Annotated in this window: 13 protein-coding genes and 2 pseudogenes; 6 read left to right on the top strand and 9 right to left on the bottom strand. The window is 68.0% G+C overall.

From position 1 onward, the window contains the following. Window positions 1-796 precede the first annotated feature (796 nt). The gene (locus tag OHA88_RS40900; RefSeq protein WP_326601489.1) at window positions 797-970 is read right to left on the bottom strand and encodes a CsbD family protein; all 174 of its coding nucleotides are present in this window, start codon (window positions 968-970) and stop codon (window positions 797-799) included. A 356-nt stretch (window positions 971-1326) separates the two neighbouring features. Beyond that, complete coding sequence (locus tag OHA88_RS40895) at window positions 1327-1698, bottom strand: hypothetical protein (protein WP_328629288.1); 372 nt, start codon at window positions 1696-1698, stop codon at window positions 1327-1329. Between the two features lie 227 nt (window positions 1699-1925). Between OHA88_RS40895 and OHA88_RS40890 the strand changes: the two genes are divergently transcribed. Next, the gene (locus OHA88_RS40890; protein WP_328629287.1) at window positions 1926-2138 is read left to right on the top strand and encodes a hypothetical protein; all 213 of its coding nucleotides are present in this window, start codon (window positions 1926-1928) and stop codon (window positions 2136-2138) included. Window positions 2139-2301: 163 nt separating this feature from the next. On the opposite strand, the pseudogene OHA88_RS40885 reads toward OHA88_RS40890, so the two are convergent. Beyond that, window positions 2302-2518, bottom strand: a pseudogene (locus OHA88_RS40885) (Hsp20/alpha crystallin family protein); the annotation flags it as partial. 410 nt (window positions 2519-2928) lie between these two features. Here OHA88_RS40885 and dnaK point away from each other — a divergent pair. From dnaK to OHA88_RS40870, 3 genes and pseudogenes are all read left to right on the top strand, one after another. Continuing rightward, complete coding sequence (dnaK, locus tag OHA88_RS40880; RefSeq protein ID WP_328629286.1) at window positions 2929-4797, top strand: molecular chaperone DnaK; 1869 nt, start codon at window positions 2929-2931, stop codon at window positions 4795-4797. Further along, complete coding sequence (gene grpE, locus OHA88_RS40875; RefSeq protein ID WP_328629285.1) at window positions 4794-5399, top strand: nucleotide exchange factor GrpE; 606 nt, start codon at window positions 4794-4796, stop codon at window positions 5397-5399. Before dnaK ends, grpE begins: the two co-directional genes overlap by 4 nt. Before the next feature lie 16 nt (window positions 5400-5415). Next, a pseudogene (locus tag OHA88_RS40870) lies at window positions 5416-6129 on the top strand (zinc-binding dehydrogenase); the annotation flags it as partial. A 115-nt stretch (window positions 6130-6244) separates the two neighbouring features. On the opposite strand, the gene OHA88_RS40865 reads toward OHA88_RS40870, so the two are convergent. From OHA88_RS40865 to OHA88_RS40850, 4 genes are all read right to left on the bottom strand, one after another. After that, on the bottom strand, window positions 6245-7027 hold the full coding sequence (locus tag OHA88_RS40865; RefSeq protein WP_328629284.1) for a sigma factor-like helix-turn-helix DNA-binding protein: 783 nt from the start codon (window positions 7025-7027) through the stop codon (window positions 6245-6247). Window positions 7028-7219: 192 nt separating this feature from the next. Further along, a complete protein-coding gene (locus tag OHA88_RS40860; protein ID WP_328629283.1) occupies window positions 7220-8116 on the bottom strand; it encodes an RNA polymerase sigma-70 factor in 897 nt (298 codons plus the stop codon). A gap of 15 nt (window positions 8117-8131) precedes the next feature. Continuing rightward, the gene (locus tag OHA88_RS40855) at window positions 8132-8374 is read right to left on the bottom strand and encodes an FAD-binding protein (RefSeq protein ID WP_328629282.1); all 243 of its coding nucleotides are present in this window, start codon (window positions 8372-8374) and stop codon (window positions 8132-8134) included. Window positions 8375-8920: 546 nt separating this feature from the next. After that, window positions 8921-10117 (bottom strand): NAD(P)/FAD-dependent oxidoreductase, encoded by a 1197-nt coding sequence (locus OHA88_RS40850; protein WP_328629281.1) that lies wholly within the window; start codon window positions 10115-10117, stop codon window positions 8921-8923. Between the two features lie 1059 nt (window positions 10118-11176). Between OHA88_RS40850 and OHA88_RS40845 the strand changes: the two genes are divergently transcribed. After that, the gene (locus OHA88_RS40845; RefSeq protein WP_328629280.1) at window positions 11177-11929 is read left to right on the top strand and encodes an SDR family NAD(P)-dependent oxidoreductase; all 753 of its coding nucleotides are present in this window, start codon (window positions 11177-11179) and stop codon (window positions 11927-11929) included. 168 nt (window positions 11930-12097) lie between these two features. On the opposite strand, the gene OHA88_RS40840 is transcribed toward OHA88_RS40845, so the two are convergent. Continuing rightward, the gene (locus OHA88_RS40840) at window positions 12098-12853 is read right to left on the bottom strand and encodes a 2-phosphosulfolactate phosphatase (RefSeq protein WP_328629279.1); all 756 of its coding nucleotides are present in this window, start codon (window positions 12851-12853) and stop codon (window positions 12098-12100) included. 201 nt (window positions 12854-13054) lie between these two features. Next, entirely contained in the window at window positions 13055-13753 is a 699-nt protein-coding gene (locus tag OHA88_RS40835; RefSeq protein ID WP_328629278.1) for an alpha/beta hydrolase, read from the bottom strand. A 256-nt stretch (window positions 13754-14009) separates the two neighbouring features. Between OHA88_RS40835 and OHA88_RS40830 the strand changes: the two genes are divergently transcribed. Beyond that, window positions 14010-14474: an SRPBCC family protein gene (locus OHA88_RS40830; protein WP_328629277.1), complete on the top strand. Its 465-nt coding sequence runs from the start codon at window positions 14010-14012 to the stop codon at window positions 14472-14474. The last annotated feature ends 164 nt before the right edge of the window (window positions 14475-14638 follow it).

Raw genomic sequence — 14638 nt, 5'->3', positions numbered from 1 at the left:
CGGACACGGCACTCACCTCCCCGGCGCAGCCACGCCCCAGGCACACCCCCGCGTTCCCGCTTCCCTGCGGACCGGCACGCCCACAAGCTGGTATCGGTGGGAGTCGACCCCTCGCCATTCGGCCCACACCGAGTTGCCGAGAATCGCTTCCCAGCCGTTGAGGCTGCCCCGCTCCAGGCAGAACAACGTCACAGCAGGGTGTCGCCACCTATGGGATTGCGAGGGCGCCGCGTCACCGGCCCTCGAACCGGTCTTCCAACCATCCGGTGGCTGCGACGCCGAACGGCAGTTGCTCGGCGCCCGGCGGGATGACGAGTCCTTACTCCGCGTGCCGCTCCGAGGCCGGCGGTGGGGCCTTCCGCTTCTCTCACGGCCGCTCTGCACGGAGCACCACCGGTTCCTCTTTCCGACCGGCACCATGGAACGCTCCTTGCCGAACCCTTGGCTCCGCAGCATGAGCTGTCCGACCTTCGGGCACCCGGGTCGTGTGACGACGAGTAGGGGCGGGCTTGTGAACCCGCCCACCCCGCCATGGCTGCCCTTTGCGCAAGGACGAACGCTCGGTAAGAACAGCCATGGCAGGCGCGGGACGACGGGCCGGGCACGACGACTCCACCTGTGGAGAGGCGTGCCTGACGGGTGATCAGCCTCCGAACCGGTGTTGCAAGCGACTCGGACTCGGCGTTCGCTGAACGCCGGCGAAGTTCAGTAGCACCGAAATCTGAAACTCCGGCGCGCGAGCGTGAAGCCCGGATGCCGTCACCCCGGCTGCGCGGTCCTTCCTGCGCCCAGGCGACTACCGTCCGGACTTCTTCAACCGCTCAGCCGCCTTGGCTGCGGTCTCCTGGGCCTTGCCCGTCAATCGCTCACTGCGGCCCTCTGCCTGCATGCCCTTGTCGCCCATGGCATCGCCAGCGGTTTCCTTCAGCTTGCCCTTGACCTGCTTGGCCTTCGCCTTTGCCTTACTCATAACGATGCTGTCCTTCACTGTGAGGGGGACTGACGTACCAACCCTGCGCCGATCACTCTGAGGCCGCAATCGGTGAGGTGGCGCGCACACGAGCAACCGGGCGAAGGGGCGTAGGGGCGCACGCACCCCAACGGCCGGTCGCGCACCTGGTCGGTTCCGGGTCGGTTCGATGCGGTGTGGCAGAACCGTCCGGGATCACATGTCCCGTGCCGCACAAGGCGGCGACACCTGCTGCCGATTCCCCCGTCCGGGTGGCGGCTCCAGCGGGGCACAGTTCGCCGGGCTCAGGTCCCGGACGGGCAGGGACGAGTCGGCCCTGCCACGGAGGATCCGATCAGCGGCATCAAATCACGCACTCACGTTCCCAGACGATCCCGCGGCACCAGCGGCAGCAGTACCCGCATGGCCCTCTCAGGGTCGGGGACGGAGATCGCCAGCCTGCTGAACGGTGCACCCCGGCGCAGTTCCACACACAGCACCGGCCCGCCGGTCCGTACCAACGCGAAGTCCTGTCCCTCCGGAAGTGGGCGGATACCCGCGCACAGCCGTCCAGGAATCCAGGTGCCGCGACCGCGCCCTCCGCGAAGCGCCCGCCACCAGTCGGGCTCGAGATACAGCCGGCGAAGTGCCGATCCCGGTACCCGCACATCGCCGTGGCGTGTCACCACCTTCTCCCACCATGACAGGCGAACAACGATATCGGTGCCCTCCACTACCACCCGCGCCATGACCTCTCCTCTTTGTCTTGTTGCGAGGACGGCAGGACCTGGCGCCTCGTCCGAGCCCCTTCGCGATGCTGTAAGCCCGGTCCTGGTCTCCATCGCGCCGTCGAGAATTTCCCTCAGCAAGGCGCGCCCCTGAAACAGCCGAAGGTTGCCGATTCCACGGTCGATCGGGCCTCGCCGGCTCTTCTTGCAGCCGCCGACCACTCCGGGACCGCCGCACCACCGCAGACATGTCCGACGGCTCCAATCCCGTCGTCCACAGGGCCGGCCGGGCGATCGACGCCGACCACGGCCGCACGGCCCCGTGCGCGATCGAACCGACCTCAACCGTCACACTCCTGGAGATCTGCACGGGAGGCCCTGCCGACGAGGAAAGGGGAGACCTCTCCGGCGCGGACACGTCCCCGGATGTCCTCTCGCGTCAGTCGGGCCGACCGGGCTGAGTTCGCATCCTTTGTAGCCCGGTGGTGACTTGCTCCTGGGGATTGATCACATCGTCGGCGAGGCGGCGTACTCATCGGACTCTGCCGGCACTCGCACCGGTCGGCCGCGGGAAGCTCCGTGACGCGGAACCGGTGCCCCTGCTCGGCGGTGGTTTCGGCGCTCGTCACCGTTGGGCGTGGGCCGGCGCTCCGCCTTCTTGGTCAGCATGTTCGGCGTCGATGTCAATCAAGTCGGGGGTGACTCCGGGAAGGCCGAAGGGGACCACGTACTCGTCGCCCTCGCGGTACGCGTCCATCGGCATCACCGTGGGCCGTGACCAGGTGCCACCGGCGAACTGCTGGGTGAGTCGTTCGAGCTCACGGAACGGGTCGGTGCTCATCAGGGCAGGCCCGCAGGGTCGAAGCACCGGCGAGCAGGCCGGTGACTTGGCGAACGGGGACAATGGCCCCAGGGAGTAACACGATGGCCGCCCGGCACTCCGAACCGGTTCGCCCCCGAATTGCAGGATCGACCTCAGCGACGCCGCCCGCCTCATCGAGCCGCTCGCTCACGCGCGCCCGTATCTGGAGGACCGCCGCGATCTTGCCGACCGCGTGGACCGCCTCGTCCAGCAGATCGAGAGGTTGCGCAGGCACAACAACAGGCAACGCCGCGATGTGAGCGCGGCCCCCGAGCAGGCTGGCCCGAACACCGCACTGCGGCAGGCCAGGGAGGACCACACTTGACCCAGGTGCACTCAGGTTTTATCAATGGAAGGGCATCAAGCATTGCCGGGAAAGGGAGGCAGTGATGGCACGGGCTGTGGGTGTTGACCTGGGAACGACGAACTCCGTGGTGTCTGTGCTCGAGGCCGGTGAGCCGACGGTCATTGCGAATACCGAGGGTGCGCGGACCACTCCGTCGGTGGTGGCGTTCGCCAAGACGGGTGAGGTGCTCGTCGGCGAGATCGCCAAGCGACAGGCGGTGACGAATGTCGAGCGCACCGCGCGGTCGGTCAAGCGGCACATGGGAGAGGCGCAGTGGCGTTTCCCCGAGTCCGGCGACATCGATGGCAAGCGGTACACCGCGCAGGAGATCTCCGCACGCGTGCTGCAGAAGCTGAAGCGGGACGCCGAAGCACATCTCGGGGAGGACGTCACCGACGCGGTGATCACCGTCCCGGCGTACTTCAACGACTCTCAGCGCACCGCGACCAAGGAGGCGGGCCACATCGCGGGCCTGAACGTCCTGCGCATCATCAACGAGCCGACGTCCGCGGCGCTGGCCTACGGTCTGGACAAGGAGAACGACCAGACGATCCTCGTGTTCGACCTCGGTGGCGGCACCTTCGACGTGTCCCTGCTGGAGATCGGCGAGGGCCTGGTGGAGGTCAAGGCGACCAATGGCGACACGCACCTCGGCGGTGACGACTGGGACCAGCAGATCGTCGACCACCTGGTGAAGCAGTTCAAGAACGGCTACGGCGTCGACCTGTCCAAGGACAAGATGGCGCTGCAGCGTCTGCGCGAGGCCGCCGAGAAGGCGAAGATCGAACTGTCGTCCGCGACCGAGACGACGATCAACCTGCCCTACATCTCGGCTTCTGCCGAGGGCCCGCTGCATCTGGACGAGAAGCTGACACGTGCGCAGTTCGAGCAGCTCACGGCCGCCCTGCTGGAGCGCTGCAAAGGTCCGTTCCACAACGCGATCAAGGACGCCAGGATCAAGGTGTCGGACATCGATCATGTGATCCTGGTCGGCGGTTCGACGCGGATGCCGGCAGTGACCGAGCTGGTGAAGGGACTGACCTCCAAGGATCCGCACAAGGGTGTGAACCCCGACGAGGTCGTCGCCATCGGTGCCTCGCTCCAGGCTGGTGTCCTCAAGGGTGAGGTCAAGGACGTTCTGCTCCTCGACGTCACGCCGCTGTCCCTCGGTATCGAGACCAAGGGCGGCATCATGACGAAGCTCATCGAGCGCAACACCACGATCCCGACCAAGCGGTCCGAGATCTTCACGACGGCCGAGGACAACCAGCCGTCGGTGCAGATCCAGGTCTACCAGGGCGAGCGCGAGATCGCGGCGTACAACAAGAAGCTCGGCGTCTTCGAGCTGACCGGTCTGCCGCCGGCCCCGCGTGGTGTCCCGCAGATCGAGGTCGCGTTCGACATCGACGCCAACGGCATCATGCACGTCGCTGCCAAGGACCTCGGCACCGGCAAGGAGCAGAAGATGACCGTCACCGGTGGCTCCTCGCTGCCCAGGGACGACATCGACCGCATGGTGCAGGAGGCCGAGCAGTACGCGGAGGAGGACCGACAGCACAGGGAGGCCGCCGAGACCCGCAACCGGGCGGAGTCCCTGGTCTACCAGACCGAGAAGCTGCTGCAGGACAACGCGGAAAAGATCCCCGGCGACGTGAAGACGGAGGTGGAGACCGCGCTCACCGAGCTGAAGGAGAAACTCAAGGGCGAGGACACCACCGAGATCCGCACCGCCACCGAGAAGGCAAGTGCGGCCGCGCAGCGGATCGGCACCGCCCTGTACGCACAGACACAGGGCGAAGCCGGTGGGGGCAGCGCGGCCGACAGCAGCACGGCTGGGGGCCCTGGCACCGGCGAGGAGGACGTCGTCGATGCGGAGATCGTCGACGACGAGCGGAAGGGAGGCGCCGGATGAGCAACGAGCCGCACCTCAGGCATCAGGGTGAGCGGTCACCTGTGGTGGTGCGCGACGTGTGCAGGATCGACCCGGTCATCCTGCAGTCCCGGCGACACCAGGATGTGTCAGGTCCGGACGGTGTCGGTCAGGGACGCCCGGACTCCGGCCGACCCGATCGGGCTGAGGCCACACGGCTGCGTGAGCAGATCGCGGAGCTGACCGAGGATCTGCAGCGGGTGAAAGCCGAGTACGACAACTACCGCAAGAGGGTGCGCCGCGACCGTCTGGCGATCCGGGAGATCGCGGTGGTCAATGTGCTCAACGGCCTGCTTCCGGTCCTGGATGTTGTGGAGGAGGCTCGCCGGCAGGGCGACGACATCGGCGCTGCGGCGATCCTCTTCGACGTACTCGAGGAGCGGCTGGCGGCGCTGGGGCTGCGAACCGTCGGTGCAGCAGGTGAGCCCTTCGATCCGCACACTCATGAGGCAATCGTCTACCGCACCTCCGGTACGGGCCATGAAGCCGTGTGCACCGAGGTGCTGCGCCACGGCTACCGGGTCGGCGACCACCTCCTGCGCCCGGCCCAGGTGGCGGTGGCAGGATCCGCCCCTGCCACATAGCCCGGAAGTCCGGAGCCTGAAGCTGCCGCCGGGAAACGAGCAGGAGACCGACTTCATGCTGCTCGCCGACATCTTCCCCACCGGCTACCACGGCTGTGAACTCGCCGATGTCCGCCCGGGCGAGAGCGTCGCCGTGTACGGCGGCGGGCCGGTCGGGCTCATGGCCGCGTACTCGGCCCTGCTGCGCGGCGCGAAGAAGGTGTTCGTCGTGGACCGGGTCCCCGAGCGGCTGGAGAAGGCCCGAGAGATCGGTGCGGTTCCGATCAACTTCGCCGAAGGCGATCCCGTGGAGCAGATCAGGGAGCAGACCGAGGGCATCGGCACGGACAAGGGCGTGGACGCCGTCGGCTACCAGGCGACAGCGCACGGCACGGACCGCGAGGAACCGGCGACCGTCCTGAACTCGCTCGTCGGTACGGTCCGGGCCACCGGAGCACTGGGCGTGCCCGGACTCTACGTCCCGGCCGACCCCGGAGGCCCCGACGAGCAGGCCAAGCACGGCATGCTCCTCGTCTCGATCGGCAAGCTCTTCGAGAAGGGCCTGCGAATGGGTACGGGGCAGTGCAACGTGAAGCGCTACAACCGGTACCTGCGCGACATGATCATCGAAGGCCGGGCGACGCCGAGCTTCGCCGTCTCGCATGAACTGCCCCTGGACCAGGCGTCGTCGGCGTACGACAAGTTCGACAAGCGGATCGAGGGCTACACGAAGGTCGTGCTGCACCCGTAGCGGAAGGCTCGACAGGACTCGCCGGGCGCGCGACTGGCCACGCCGGTAATCGCCGCCGCGCTGCTGGGTGATGCGGAGCGCCCCCGAACTTGCCGACGGTGGGCGTTCGCAGTGGTCAGCTGCGGTTCCAGCTGCGGAGCTTGTCGGGGTTGAGTACCAGCCATACATCGGTGATCTTCTCGTCCTGCACGTGGAAACTGACGACACCGGACACAACGGTGTCGTGGCGGAGGACCAGACCGGTCTTGCCGTTCACGGATTGCAGGTTGGCTTCGAGCGCGGGGTGCTGCAACAGTACGCGGAGCATGAAGCGGGCCGTGCGCTCCGCGCCGTGGACCGGGTTCAGGACAGCGCGAACCCTGCCGCCGCCGTCGCTGAGTGCGGTGGCTTCCGTGTCGAGCAGCGAGACGAGAGTGGTGAGGTCGCCGGTGTCGCAGGCGGCGCGGAAGGCCGTGACGATGCGGGTGTGCACATCGGACGCGGTCTCCCGTCGCCCCCGGTCGCGCACGTGCCGCCAGGCGACGGACGCGCGTTGCCGGCACATCTGCGGGGTACGGCCGACGATCGCGGCAATTTCTCCGGACGACAGGGCGAACATGTCGCGCAGGACGAACACGACCCGCGCCGCAGGTCTCAGGGATTCCAGCACGACCGTCAGCGCCGTGTACACGGACTCGCCGAGCGTCATCCGGTCCAGCGCCCTCACCGGAGTCGAAGCCACGGTGGACGTCCTGTCCGGCACCGTCTCAGGCAGTTGCTCAGCCACGTTCAGCTTCCGCCGGTGCCGGGCGGAGTCGAAGATGTCGAGGCACATGTGTGCAGCGAGGCGCGTCAGCCCCACCTGCGGCACCTCTATGACCTCAGCGTGGGCCAGGTCCTCTTCCTGGTCCTCATCCATGAGGGATGGTCCTTTCTGCCGGGTCTCGGACGACGGCCGCTGGGCCCACGTCGGTTGCCGGGGCGGACGCGGTGCTCGCAGAAGTGGCGGGAAAGGGCTCCGCACCGCCGCTGTGTGGCCCCGATGCGACCCTGCCCCTTCCGCCGGACCAGCTGGTCATCCGTGCCCGGTGGGAGGGATCGGACGGAAGGTTCAGGCGGCCATGGCGGTGAGTTTCGACGGGTTCATCATCCACAGCACTCGGTCGATACCGTCTGCGGTCACGCTCACCGTGACAACGGCGAGCACGTTCCCGTCACGGTACAGACGCACCGCGGCCCGGCCGTTGGTCTCGACCGGCTCCACCGTCACACCGGACCAGAAGGTGTCGGCGAACGCGTGGATGTACCTCGCCACACGGTGACTGCCCACAACGGGGAACTTCGAGGCCCGAACAGCTCCTCCGCCGTCGGAATACGAGATGACGTCCTGTGCGAACAGCTCCTCCAATGCGGCCACGTTCCCTGTCTGTGCGGCCGCCACGAACGCGGTCAGGAACCGCTGGTGCTCGGCAGCCGCGACGCTCGCACGTTTCTCCGTGGCGAGATGCTTCCGTGCCCGGCTCACCAACTGGCGTACGTTCGCATTCGTCTGACCGATGATCTCCGCGATCTGCTCATACGGGTAGTCGAACGCCTGCCGCAGAACGTATGCAGCCCGCTCCGTAGGAGTCAGCTTCTCCAGCAGCATCAGCACCGCGACCTCCAGAGCCTCTCCGCGCTCGGCGCCCAGCGCCGGGTCACTGCTGGTGTCGACCGGCTCCGGCAGCCACGGACCGACATAGGTCTCACGGCGGACCCTCGCGGATTGCAGGACGTTGATCGCGAGCCTTGTCGTGGTCGTCGCGAGGAACGCCTGCGGGTTCTGCACCTTGGACCGGTCGTAGGTCTGCCAGCGGATCCAGACCTCCTGGAGGATGTCTTCCGCCTCGCTGACGCTGCCCAGCATTCGGTAGGCGATCCCGAACATGCGACCGCGGACATCGCGGAACACCGCCTCGGCCTCCTGAAGGCTCTCGGCGTCTTCCGCTGGATCGTTCTTCGACGACATGGTTCGTGACCCTTGCTACTCGACGGGTTTGCCGGCGGTCGAGACCTCGCGCATGAGCGCCGCGATGTCGTCGGGGATCGAAGGTATGGCCTCCCGTTCCACCGGCCGTAGCGAGGTGTGTGCATCCGTCTTCGGCCGCTTGCCCATCGCGAGCACATCGGCCCCGGGTTCGGCGAGTTCGATGGTGGCGCGCAGGCCGGATCCTCCCGTCCCGATGACGAGGACGGACGTGGCGGCCCGCCGTTCGGATGTGTACATGAGTGCTCCTCGGCCGTTTCGAGAACGTGCTCCTCCATAGCTATGACCGAGTAGTCCATTGATGTGTGACTCGATCTCTCGAAGCCGACGACACAGAACCCGAACGGCCTACATGAGTCGTGGAAGGGCTCTCACCTGCGGACCCTGCCGACATCCGCCGCGCAGGGCCGCGCGGCCGGCGCAATCGCACGTGGTCTCCCCCACCCATCTCGCCGAGAAGCTCCAGGCAGCCGACCTGGCCGATGACGTCGAATCCGGCTATGCGGACGGTGCCCCGGCCGGCATCGGATCCTGGCTGCATGCAGTCGTCCGTGGAGACGCCTCGTCGATGCTTGCCGGTCGTCAGCCCTGGCCGGCGCCTCGGACATCACATGGCCGTACAGCGGGAACAGGCACGCGCAGGACCGGCGCCGGCCGCCCAGCCGGCCACGAGACAGGCATCGCGCTCACCACGCGAGTGCGATGCCTGTCCGCGATGCCGTTCGTCCGCGCCGCCGGCAGTGATCCTGCAGGACCGGCGGTCGGCATGCGCGGCCGCCCGCGCTGTCAGAGGTTGGAGAAGCGGCCTGCCTGGGCGAGGATCTGCTCGGGGTCATCGACCGGGGGGTAGATCCACAGCGTATTGATGTCCCGCTTGAGGGCCTTGGCGCCCTCGCCGGTCATCTGGACCGTGCGGTCCCAGCCCTGTGTGACCACGGCGCCGGCCGGCCCGAGATCCAGGCAGACGCCGTAGGGATCGGGGGTGAAAGGCAGCGGGTCGGTGCCCAGAAGGTCGGCGGCCACGTTGTGTCCGGCGAACTTCCCCATCGGCTGGGCGTGCTGGCAGCTCTGCGTCGTGTAGTGCCCTTCCTCCGCGAGGGCGGAGGCGGTGTCGCCGGCGGCGTAGACGTCAGGAACTCCCGTCACCCGCAGGTAGGCGTCCACGCTCAGCCGTCCCAGACGGTCGCGTTCCCCCGGGATCTGTGCCGTCAGAGAACTGGCGACCATGCCGGCCGTCCACACGACGGTGGCTGTGGGGATCACCTCACCGTCCGAGAGGGTGACGTCCTCGGGGGTAGCCGATGCGACGGTGCGTCCCAGACGTCGCTCTATCTTCAGTTCATCGACCGCGCCGTCGATCTGCGGGCGGGGTCCAGGCCCGAGCTCCGGTCCCAGGACGTCGGCGCGGTCGACCAGGACGACCCGCACCTCCTCGCCCGCGCCGTGCGCGTCGGCGATCGCCCGCAGCCGTTCGCCCAGGCCGGTGGCCACTTCCAGGCCGGTGAAGCCGGCGCCCACCACGACGGCCGTGTACCGGCCCGGGGACGGCGCCCGCTGCGGCAGCCGCCGCAGGTGATGGTCGAACGCGGCCGCCGCGGACAGCGTGTCGACGTCGAAGACATTCCGTGCGCCCGGGAAGTCGGGGCGCACCAGCCGACTGCCGGCGGCCAGCACAAGCTTGTCGTACGACAGGGTCAGATCCTCGCCTGCTCGCCCGACGGCCCGCACCGTACGGGCCCCGGTGTCGATACCGGTCACCGTCGCCGTGACCCGGCGCACACCGATGGGCCCGAGAACACGGTCCAGAGGAACCCGCTTGCTCTCCGGGTCCTCTTCGTAGAGACGGGGACGCACGACCAGATCGTCACCACCACTGATCAGGGTCACCCGCACCTCCTCGCCTGCCTCACGTGTGGCTCGCACGGCTCCTGCCGCGCTCCACACGCCGGCGAATCCCCCACCGATGACAAGGACATCCTTCATTTCTTCTCCTATGCCGTGTTGACGTTTCCGCACCATTGACAAGACGGCGAGGCGAAGTGTGACAGCACGGAGAATCTGACGTGCATCTCTCCTGCCGGGCCACCGGATCCATGGCGTGGTCGCCGTTGCCGGCCGGGAAGGCTGAGCACATCACCTCGCACGGCCCGAGGTCATGCCCGCGTCGGCCCGGCAACGATCCATCGCACCCTGATCGACCGGAAGATCGTTTACGTGACGTGCTCAGGTGGAGCAGCGTGATCAGCTCCCGTCCTCCACTCCCCCGCAGTGTGACCGAGCAACTCAGCCTGGGCGGGCCGAGTTCTGGCACGGCATGCCCCGGATGAGGCGCGCAGCGTGACCCCGCCCGGTCGGCCAACCTCGGCCGAGACCAAATGCGCGTCATGTCACAAATTGCGAGGATGGCCGGTCATAGCCGACGAACCCGCAACTGCGATTGCAACCGGAGTGCTCATGGTCACCACGGAACGTCGGTCCTCGATGGTTCTCGTGATCGGCACGGGAAGGTCCGGTATGCCGCATCGGCGAGGTGACAAGACCAGGACCCCTCGTTTCGGCCCCGGGCCCATGAAAGCGGACGCCCAACCGCAAGCGAAAGGTGAAGTCGATGTGTTCCAACTGTCAAGAGCAGCCTGTCTCCCCGCCCTATCGCCGCGGCTGCCCCGGGATACGACCGACCACGTCCTCGGGTATTAGGCCGTTCTGCGTCCACGTCACACGTATGCACAGCGGTCGCGTCGTCCTTGCCGTGACGGGCGCTGTCCACCGCGACGTGCGCACGGCCCTCACGGCCCTCACGGCATAGGACGGTTCGCGCCGTACGGCCGGTGACTCGACACGGGATCCGTTCCAGAAGCAGCCCCTGTGCATCAGGGACATGGGTCCCACGTATCGGGCCCGGCCGACGCCTCCGCGGCAGCACGCGCTCCGGGCAGACAGCCCGCCCGGGCCATCTCACGGGACGGGCTCCGGCCCAGCAGAGCAAGCGCCCAACAACATCTTCGATCTTCGATGAACATCGAACAATAGGGAGTGTCAGTGATGCCCAGCCGTTTTACCGACCATGTTGTGATCCTGACCGGAGCTGGTTCCGGGATCGGACGCGCTGCCGCGCTGGCCTTCGCGAAGGCGGGAGCGCGGGTGCTGGGAGTGGGGAGACGAACGGAGGCGCTGCGCGAGACAGCCGATCTCCATCCGGCCATCGAGACGCTCAGTGCCGACGTCAGTGCCGCAGGTGCACCCGAACGGATCGTGCGGGCCGCGGTCGATCGATGGGGCCGTGTCGACGTCCTGGTCAACAACGCCGGAGTCCTCGCCATGATGCCCCTGGGCCAGGTGACCGCTGAAGGCATCAACCAGGTACTGGCCACCAACGTCACCGCTCCGAGCCTTCTGGCCGGCGCCGCCCTTCCGTACCTGCGGAGCTCCCAAGGGGTGATCGTCAACGTCAGCAGCACATTCGGGCACAGGCCCATCGCTCACGCCTCTCACTACGGTGCCTCGAAGGCTGCGATCGAACAGCTGACCCGAAGCTGGGCGCTGGAGCTGGCGCCCGACAACATCCGGGTCAACGCGGTTGCTCCCGGCCCCACCGAAAGCGGAGCGTTGACCGGCGCCGGCTTGTCCGCCACGGAAATCGATCACCTCAAGGATGCCGAGGCAGCACGCATTCCGTTGGGCCGCCGTGGTGAACCCGACGAAGTGGCCGAGTGGATCCTGCGGCTCGCCGACGCGCAGACCGCCTGGCTCACCGGCCAAGTGCTCACGGTCGACGGCGGACTCGAACTCACCTGATCATGGCGCACACCCGGGCGGGTAGCGGGTGATGTTCCCCGGAGGCGGCCGACCAGTATGCCTCGGTGCCCTCGACCCCGCCGGGACGCACTCGAACGTGGCCGGCTCGCCGCCATCTTGGTGAAGAGCTGACTCACCGCCACACCGGTCGAAACCGGCCAGGCGTGGTCATCCAGCTGCCGTGAACGCTCCGTCGGTGAGGATCGGAACGATGTCGCAGACGTCCAGTTCGGTCGCGATGTCCACGTCCCCGGCGAAGCCTCCGTCCGTGAGTTCCCGGCCGGACGCGCTGCTGGTGACCGCGGTCATGACATCCGGCGTGGCCTCGAAGCAGTCGGCTGCGGCGGCGGCTTCGGGCGACAGCGGGCCGCCACACTGCTTCCGCAGTGCCGCGAGGACCGCTCCGGCGCCGAGCAGATCCTCCAGCGCGGGGCGCAGGCTGCCGTCGGGCCATCGCTCGCCCGAGGCGATCACGGCGACCGGGCGGTCGCGGGTTCCGTAACCGTGCCGGGCGAGCCAACGGCCCACCGCTGACGCGTTGCGCAGGCAACCCGCAACCACCATCGACTCACCGGCCGCGGCGGCGATCGAGGAACCGTTGGGAGAGGGCAGGACCAGGCGCGGGGTGAACGGAGCACTTCTCAGCGCCGCCGGGGAGAGCGACCACGGCAACGCCGACGTGGCCATGCGCCGCCCGACGGCCAATCGCGCGCCCATCTCATCGGCGAACTTCGACGCGGACTCGTCACGCCAGGCATAAGGGAAGACTCGCGTCCCGGACTCCACAGCCACCGTCACCGACGTCGTGAACGACAACACGTCGACGACCACCAGACACGCGATATCCGCCGCGAGCCGTTGCGCGCCGACAGGCCCCCAATCGAATCGCGCCCCACTGCCTGTCTGCACAAACCAATCGTCCATGGTCGACGACCATGCCATTGCATCCAGACACCGACATCAGCGGGGGCAACCGTCCGTCGGAGCAGCCATCCACAGCCCCGCCCCCTGATCAGACCCCCGCAGGATCGACGCGGAGTGCACCAGGGCGTGTTTCAGAAGTGGCGGCGGAGTCGACTTGAGATCGGCGATGCAGTCGAGCAGGCGGTCGGTGTGTCGTAGCTGTCAGGCTTCACCGGTGGTGAGTTCGAGGAGTTTCCGGGCGGTGCCGGCGGGGTCGACGATCTGGTGGAGGTGCGCGCCGGGCAGATGTGCGGTCTGCCAGCCGCGTTCGCGGGCGTCGGCGGCCATGTCGTCGTATGGGGGGCCGAACAACAGGTAGGAACAGGGATGGTCGTCCCAGTCGTCGGGGACGGGGATGCGCTGCTCGTAGTAGGCGAGCGGAAGCGTCGGCTGCTCGGCGATGACCTTCTGCCGCGTCGTCGGGTCGGAGAACATCGGCGCGATGTCAGCCTCGTCCCACCAGTCGGTCCAGCGCGGCAGCATGCCGTTCACCGCCAGGGGACGGAGGAACTCCAGCAGCCCGGGCGGGGCAACGGCGGTCGGTCCGGTGCGGGCCGGTAGGGCGGCATCGACGAAGACCGAGCCGTACACCGGATGGTCGAGCCCCGAGCGGATCGACGGGAGGAAGAGACCCGCGTTGCTGTGTGCCACCAGCACGAGTGGGTGATACGTCGGGATCTCCCGGAGGTCGTCACGGACGGCGTTGGCGATCCGGGGCCAGAACGGTGGTTCGCCGGCGCCCACGTGCAGCAAGGACGGTACGCGCACCTGGTACCCCGCGGCGGCCAGCTGCTCCGCCACCGGGTGCCAGGTGGAGGGACCCACCGACGGACTGTGTACGAGAGCGAAGATCGGCTGCATGCGAGCATCCTGTCGCCGCGCCGCTGGCGGTCGCGACCGACTCGGCTGACGGCGAACACCGGGCGGACGAACGGTCCGTCAGGCGGTCCGGTCGGCGGTGCCGCCGTCCTGTCAGGAGCCCCGGCAGCGGGTGAGGGCGCTGGATCCGGCCGAGCGGTCCCCTCCCCGGACGAGATCCTCGCGAACTCCGGCAGGGCGCACCCCGGTGCAGCGCTGCGGCAGGCGGCTGCCGGATCCCGGTGGTTCCATGGGATTCATGACCAGCAGGACAGTCGTCGTCGAGCGCCGCATCGCCGCAGCCCAGGGGACCGTGTGGGAAGCCCTCACCGATCTCGGGAGCATGGAGCGGACGCTCAGCAGCGTATCGAAGACCGAGGTTCTCACAGACGGAGCCTTTGACGTCGGCACGCGGTGGCGCGAGACCCGGCGCATGTTCGGCAAGGACGCCACCGAGGAGATGTGGGTGACCGCCAGCGAGCCGCCCAGGCGCTACGTGGTGGAGGCCGAGTCCCACGGCACCCACTACGTCTCGGAGTGGCTGCTGCGGGCGGACGGCCCGGCCACAACGACGGTCCGTATGACATTCACCGCCGTGCCGGCCAGGGGCTTCACGGGCCTGCTCGCCAAGGTCCTGGGCAGCGTGGGCGCACGGGCCGTGAGCAAGGCGATCGCGAAGGACCTCGACGACGTCGCCACGGCGGTGGAGGGCCGCAGCCGCTGAACCTCCCGCTCCCTGACGGACGCTGGGAGCGATCGCAGTAGGCGGCCGGAGATGCCAGTAGGGTCTCGCAAAATCGTTGTCATGGGGCCCACGTTCGAACACCTTCAAAAGCCGGTGCCCGACGCATCACAAGTCCCGTCTGCCCGTGTTCCGCGATACCGGCG

It is taken from the genome of Streptomyces sp. NBC_00353 (assembly GCF_036108815.1).
GTDB lineage: Bacteria > Actinomycetota > Actinomycetes > Streptomycetales > Streptomycetaceae > Streptomyces.
This window is presented reverse-complemented; position numbering and strand designations above follow the sequence as displayed.

Bases quoted from the DNA above. Each gene is read 5' to 3' on its own strand.
- dnaK (WP_328629286.1), top strand. From the start codon at position 2,929: ATGGCACGGGCTGTGGGTGTTGACCTGGGAACGACGAACTCCGTGGTG.
- OHA88_RS40890 (WP_328629287.1), top strand. From the start codon at position 1,926: ATGTCCGACGGCTCCAATCCCGTCGTCCACAGGGCCGGCCGGGCGATC.
- OHA88_RS40845 (WP_328629280.1), top strand. From the start codon at position 11,177: ATGCCCAGCCGTTTTACCGACCATGTTGTGATCCTGACCGGAGCTGGT.
- OHA88_RS40840 (WP_328629279.1), bottom strand. From the start codon at position 12,853: ATGGACGATTGGTTTGTGCAGACAGGCAGTGGGGCGCGATTCGATTGG.
- OHA88_RS40865 (WP_328629284.1), bottom strand. From the start codon at position 7,027: ATGGATGAGGACCAGGAAGAGGACCTGGCCCACGCTGAGGTCATAGAG.
- OHA88_RS40860 (WP_328629283.1), bottom strand. From the start codon at position 8,116: ATGTCGTCGAAGAACGATCCAGCGGAAGACGCCGAGAGCCTTCAGGAG.
- OHA88_RS40900 (WP_326601489.1), bottom strand. From the start codon at position 970: ATGAGTAAGGCAAAGGCGAAGGCCAAGCAGGTCAAGGGCAAGCTGAAG.
- grpE (WP_328629285.1), top strand. From the start codon at position 4,794: ATGAGCAACGAGCCGCACCTCAGGCATCAGGGTGAGCGGTCACCTGTG.
- OHA88_RS40895 (WP_328629288.1), bottom strand. From the start codon at position 1,698: ATGGCGCGGGTGGTAGTGGAGGGCACCGATATCGTTGTTCGCCTGTCA.
- OHA88_RS40850 (WP_328629281.1), bottom strand. From the start codon at position 10,117: ATGAAGGATGTCCTTGTCATCGGTGGGGGATTCGCCGGCGTGTGGAGC.
- OHA88_RS40830 (WP_328629277.1), top strand. From the start codon at position 14,010: ATGACCAGCAGGACAGTCGTCGTCGAGCGCCGCATCGCCGCAGCCCAG.
- OHA88_RS40835 (WP_328629278.1), bottom strand. From the start codon at position 13,753: ATGCAGCCGATCTTCGCTCTCGTACACAGTCCGTCGGTGGGTCCCTCC.
- OHA88_RS40855 (WP_328629282.1), bottom strand. From the start codon at position 8,374: ATGTACACATCCGAACGGCGGGCCGCCACGTCCGTCCTCGTCATCGGG.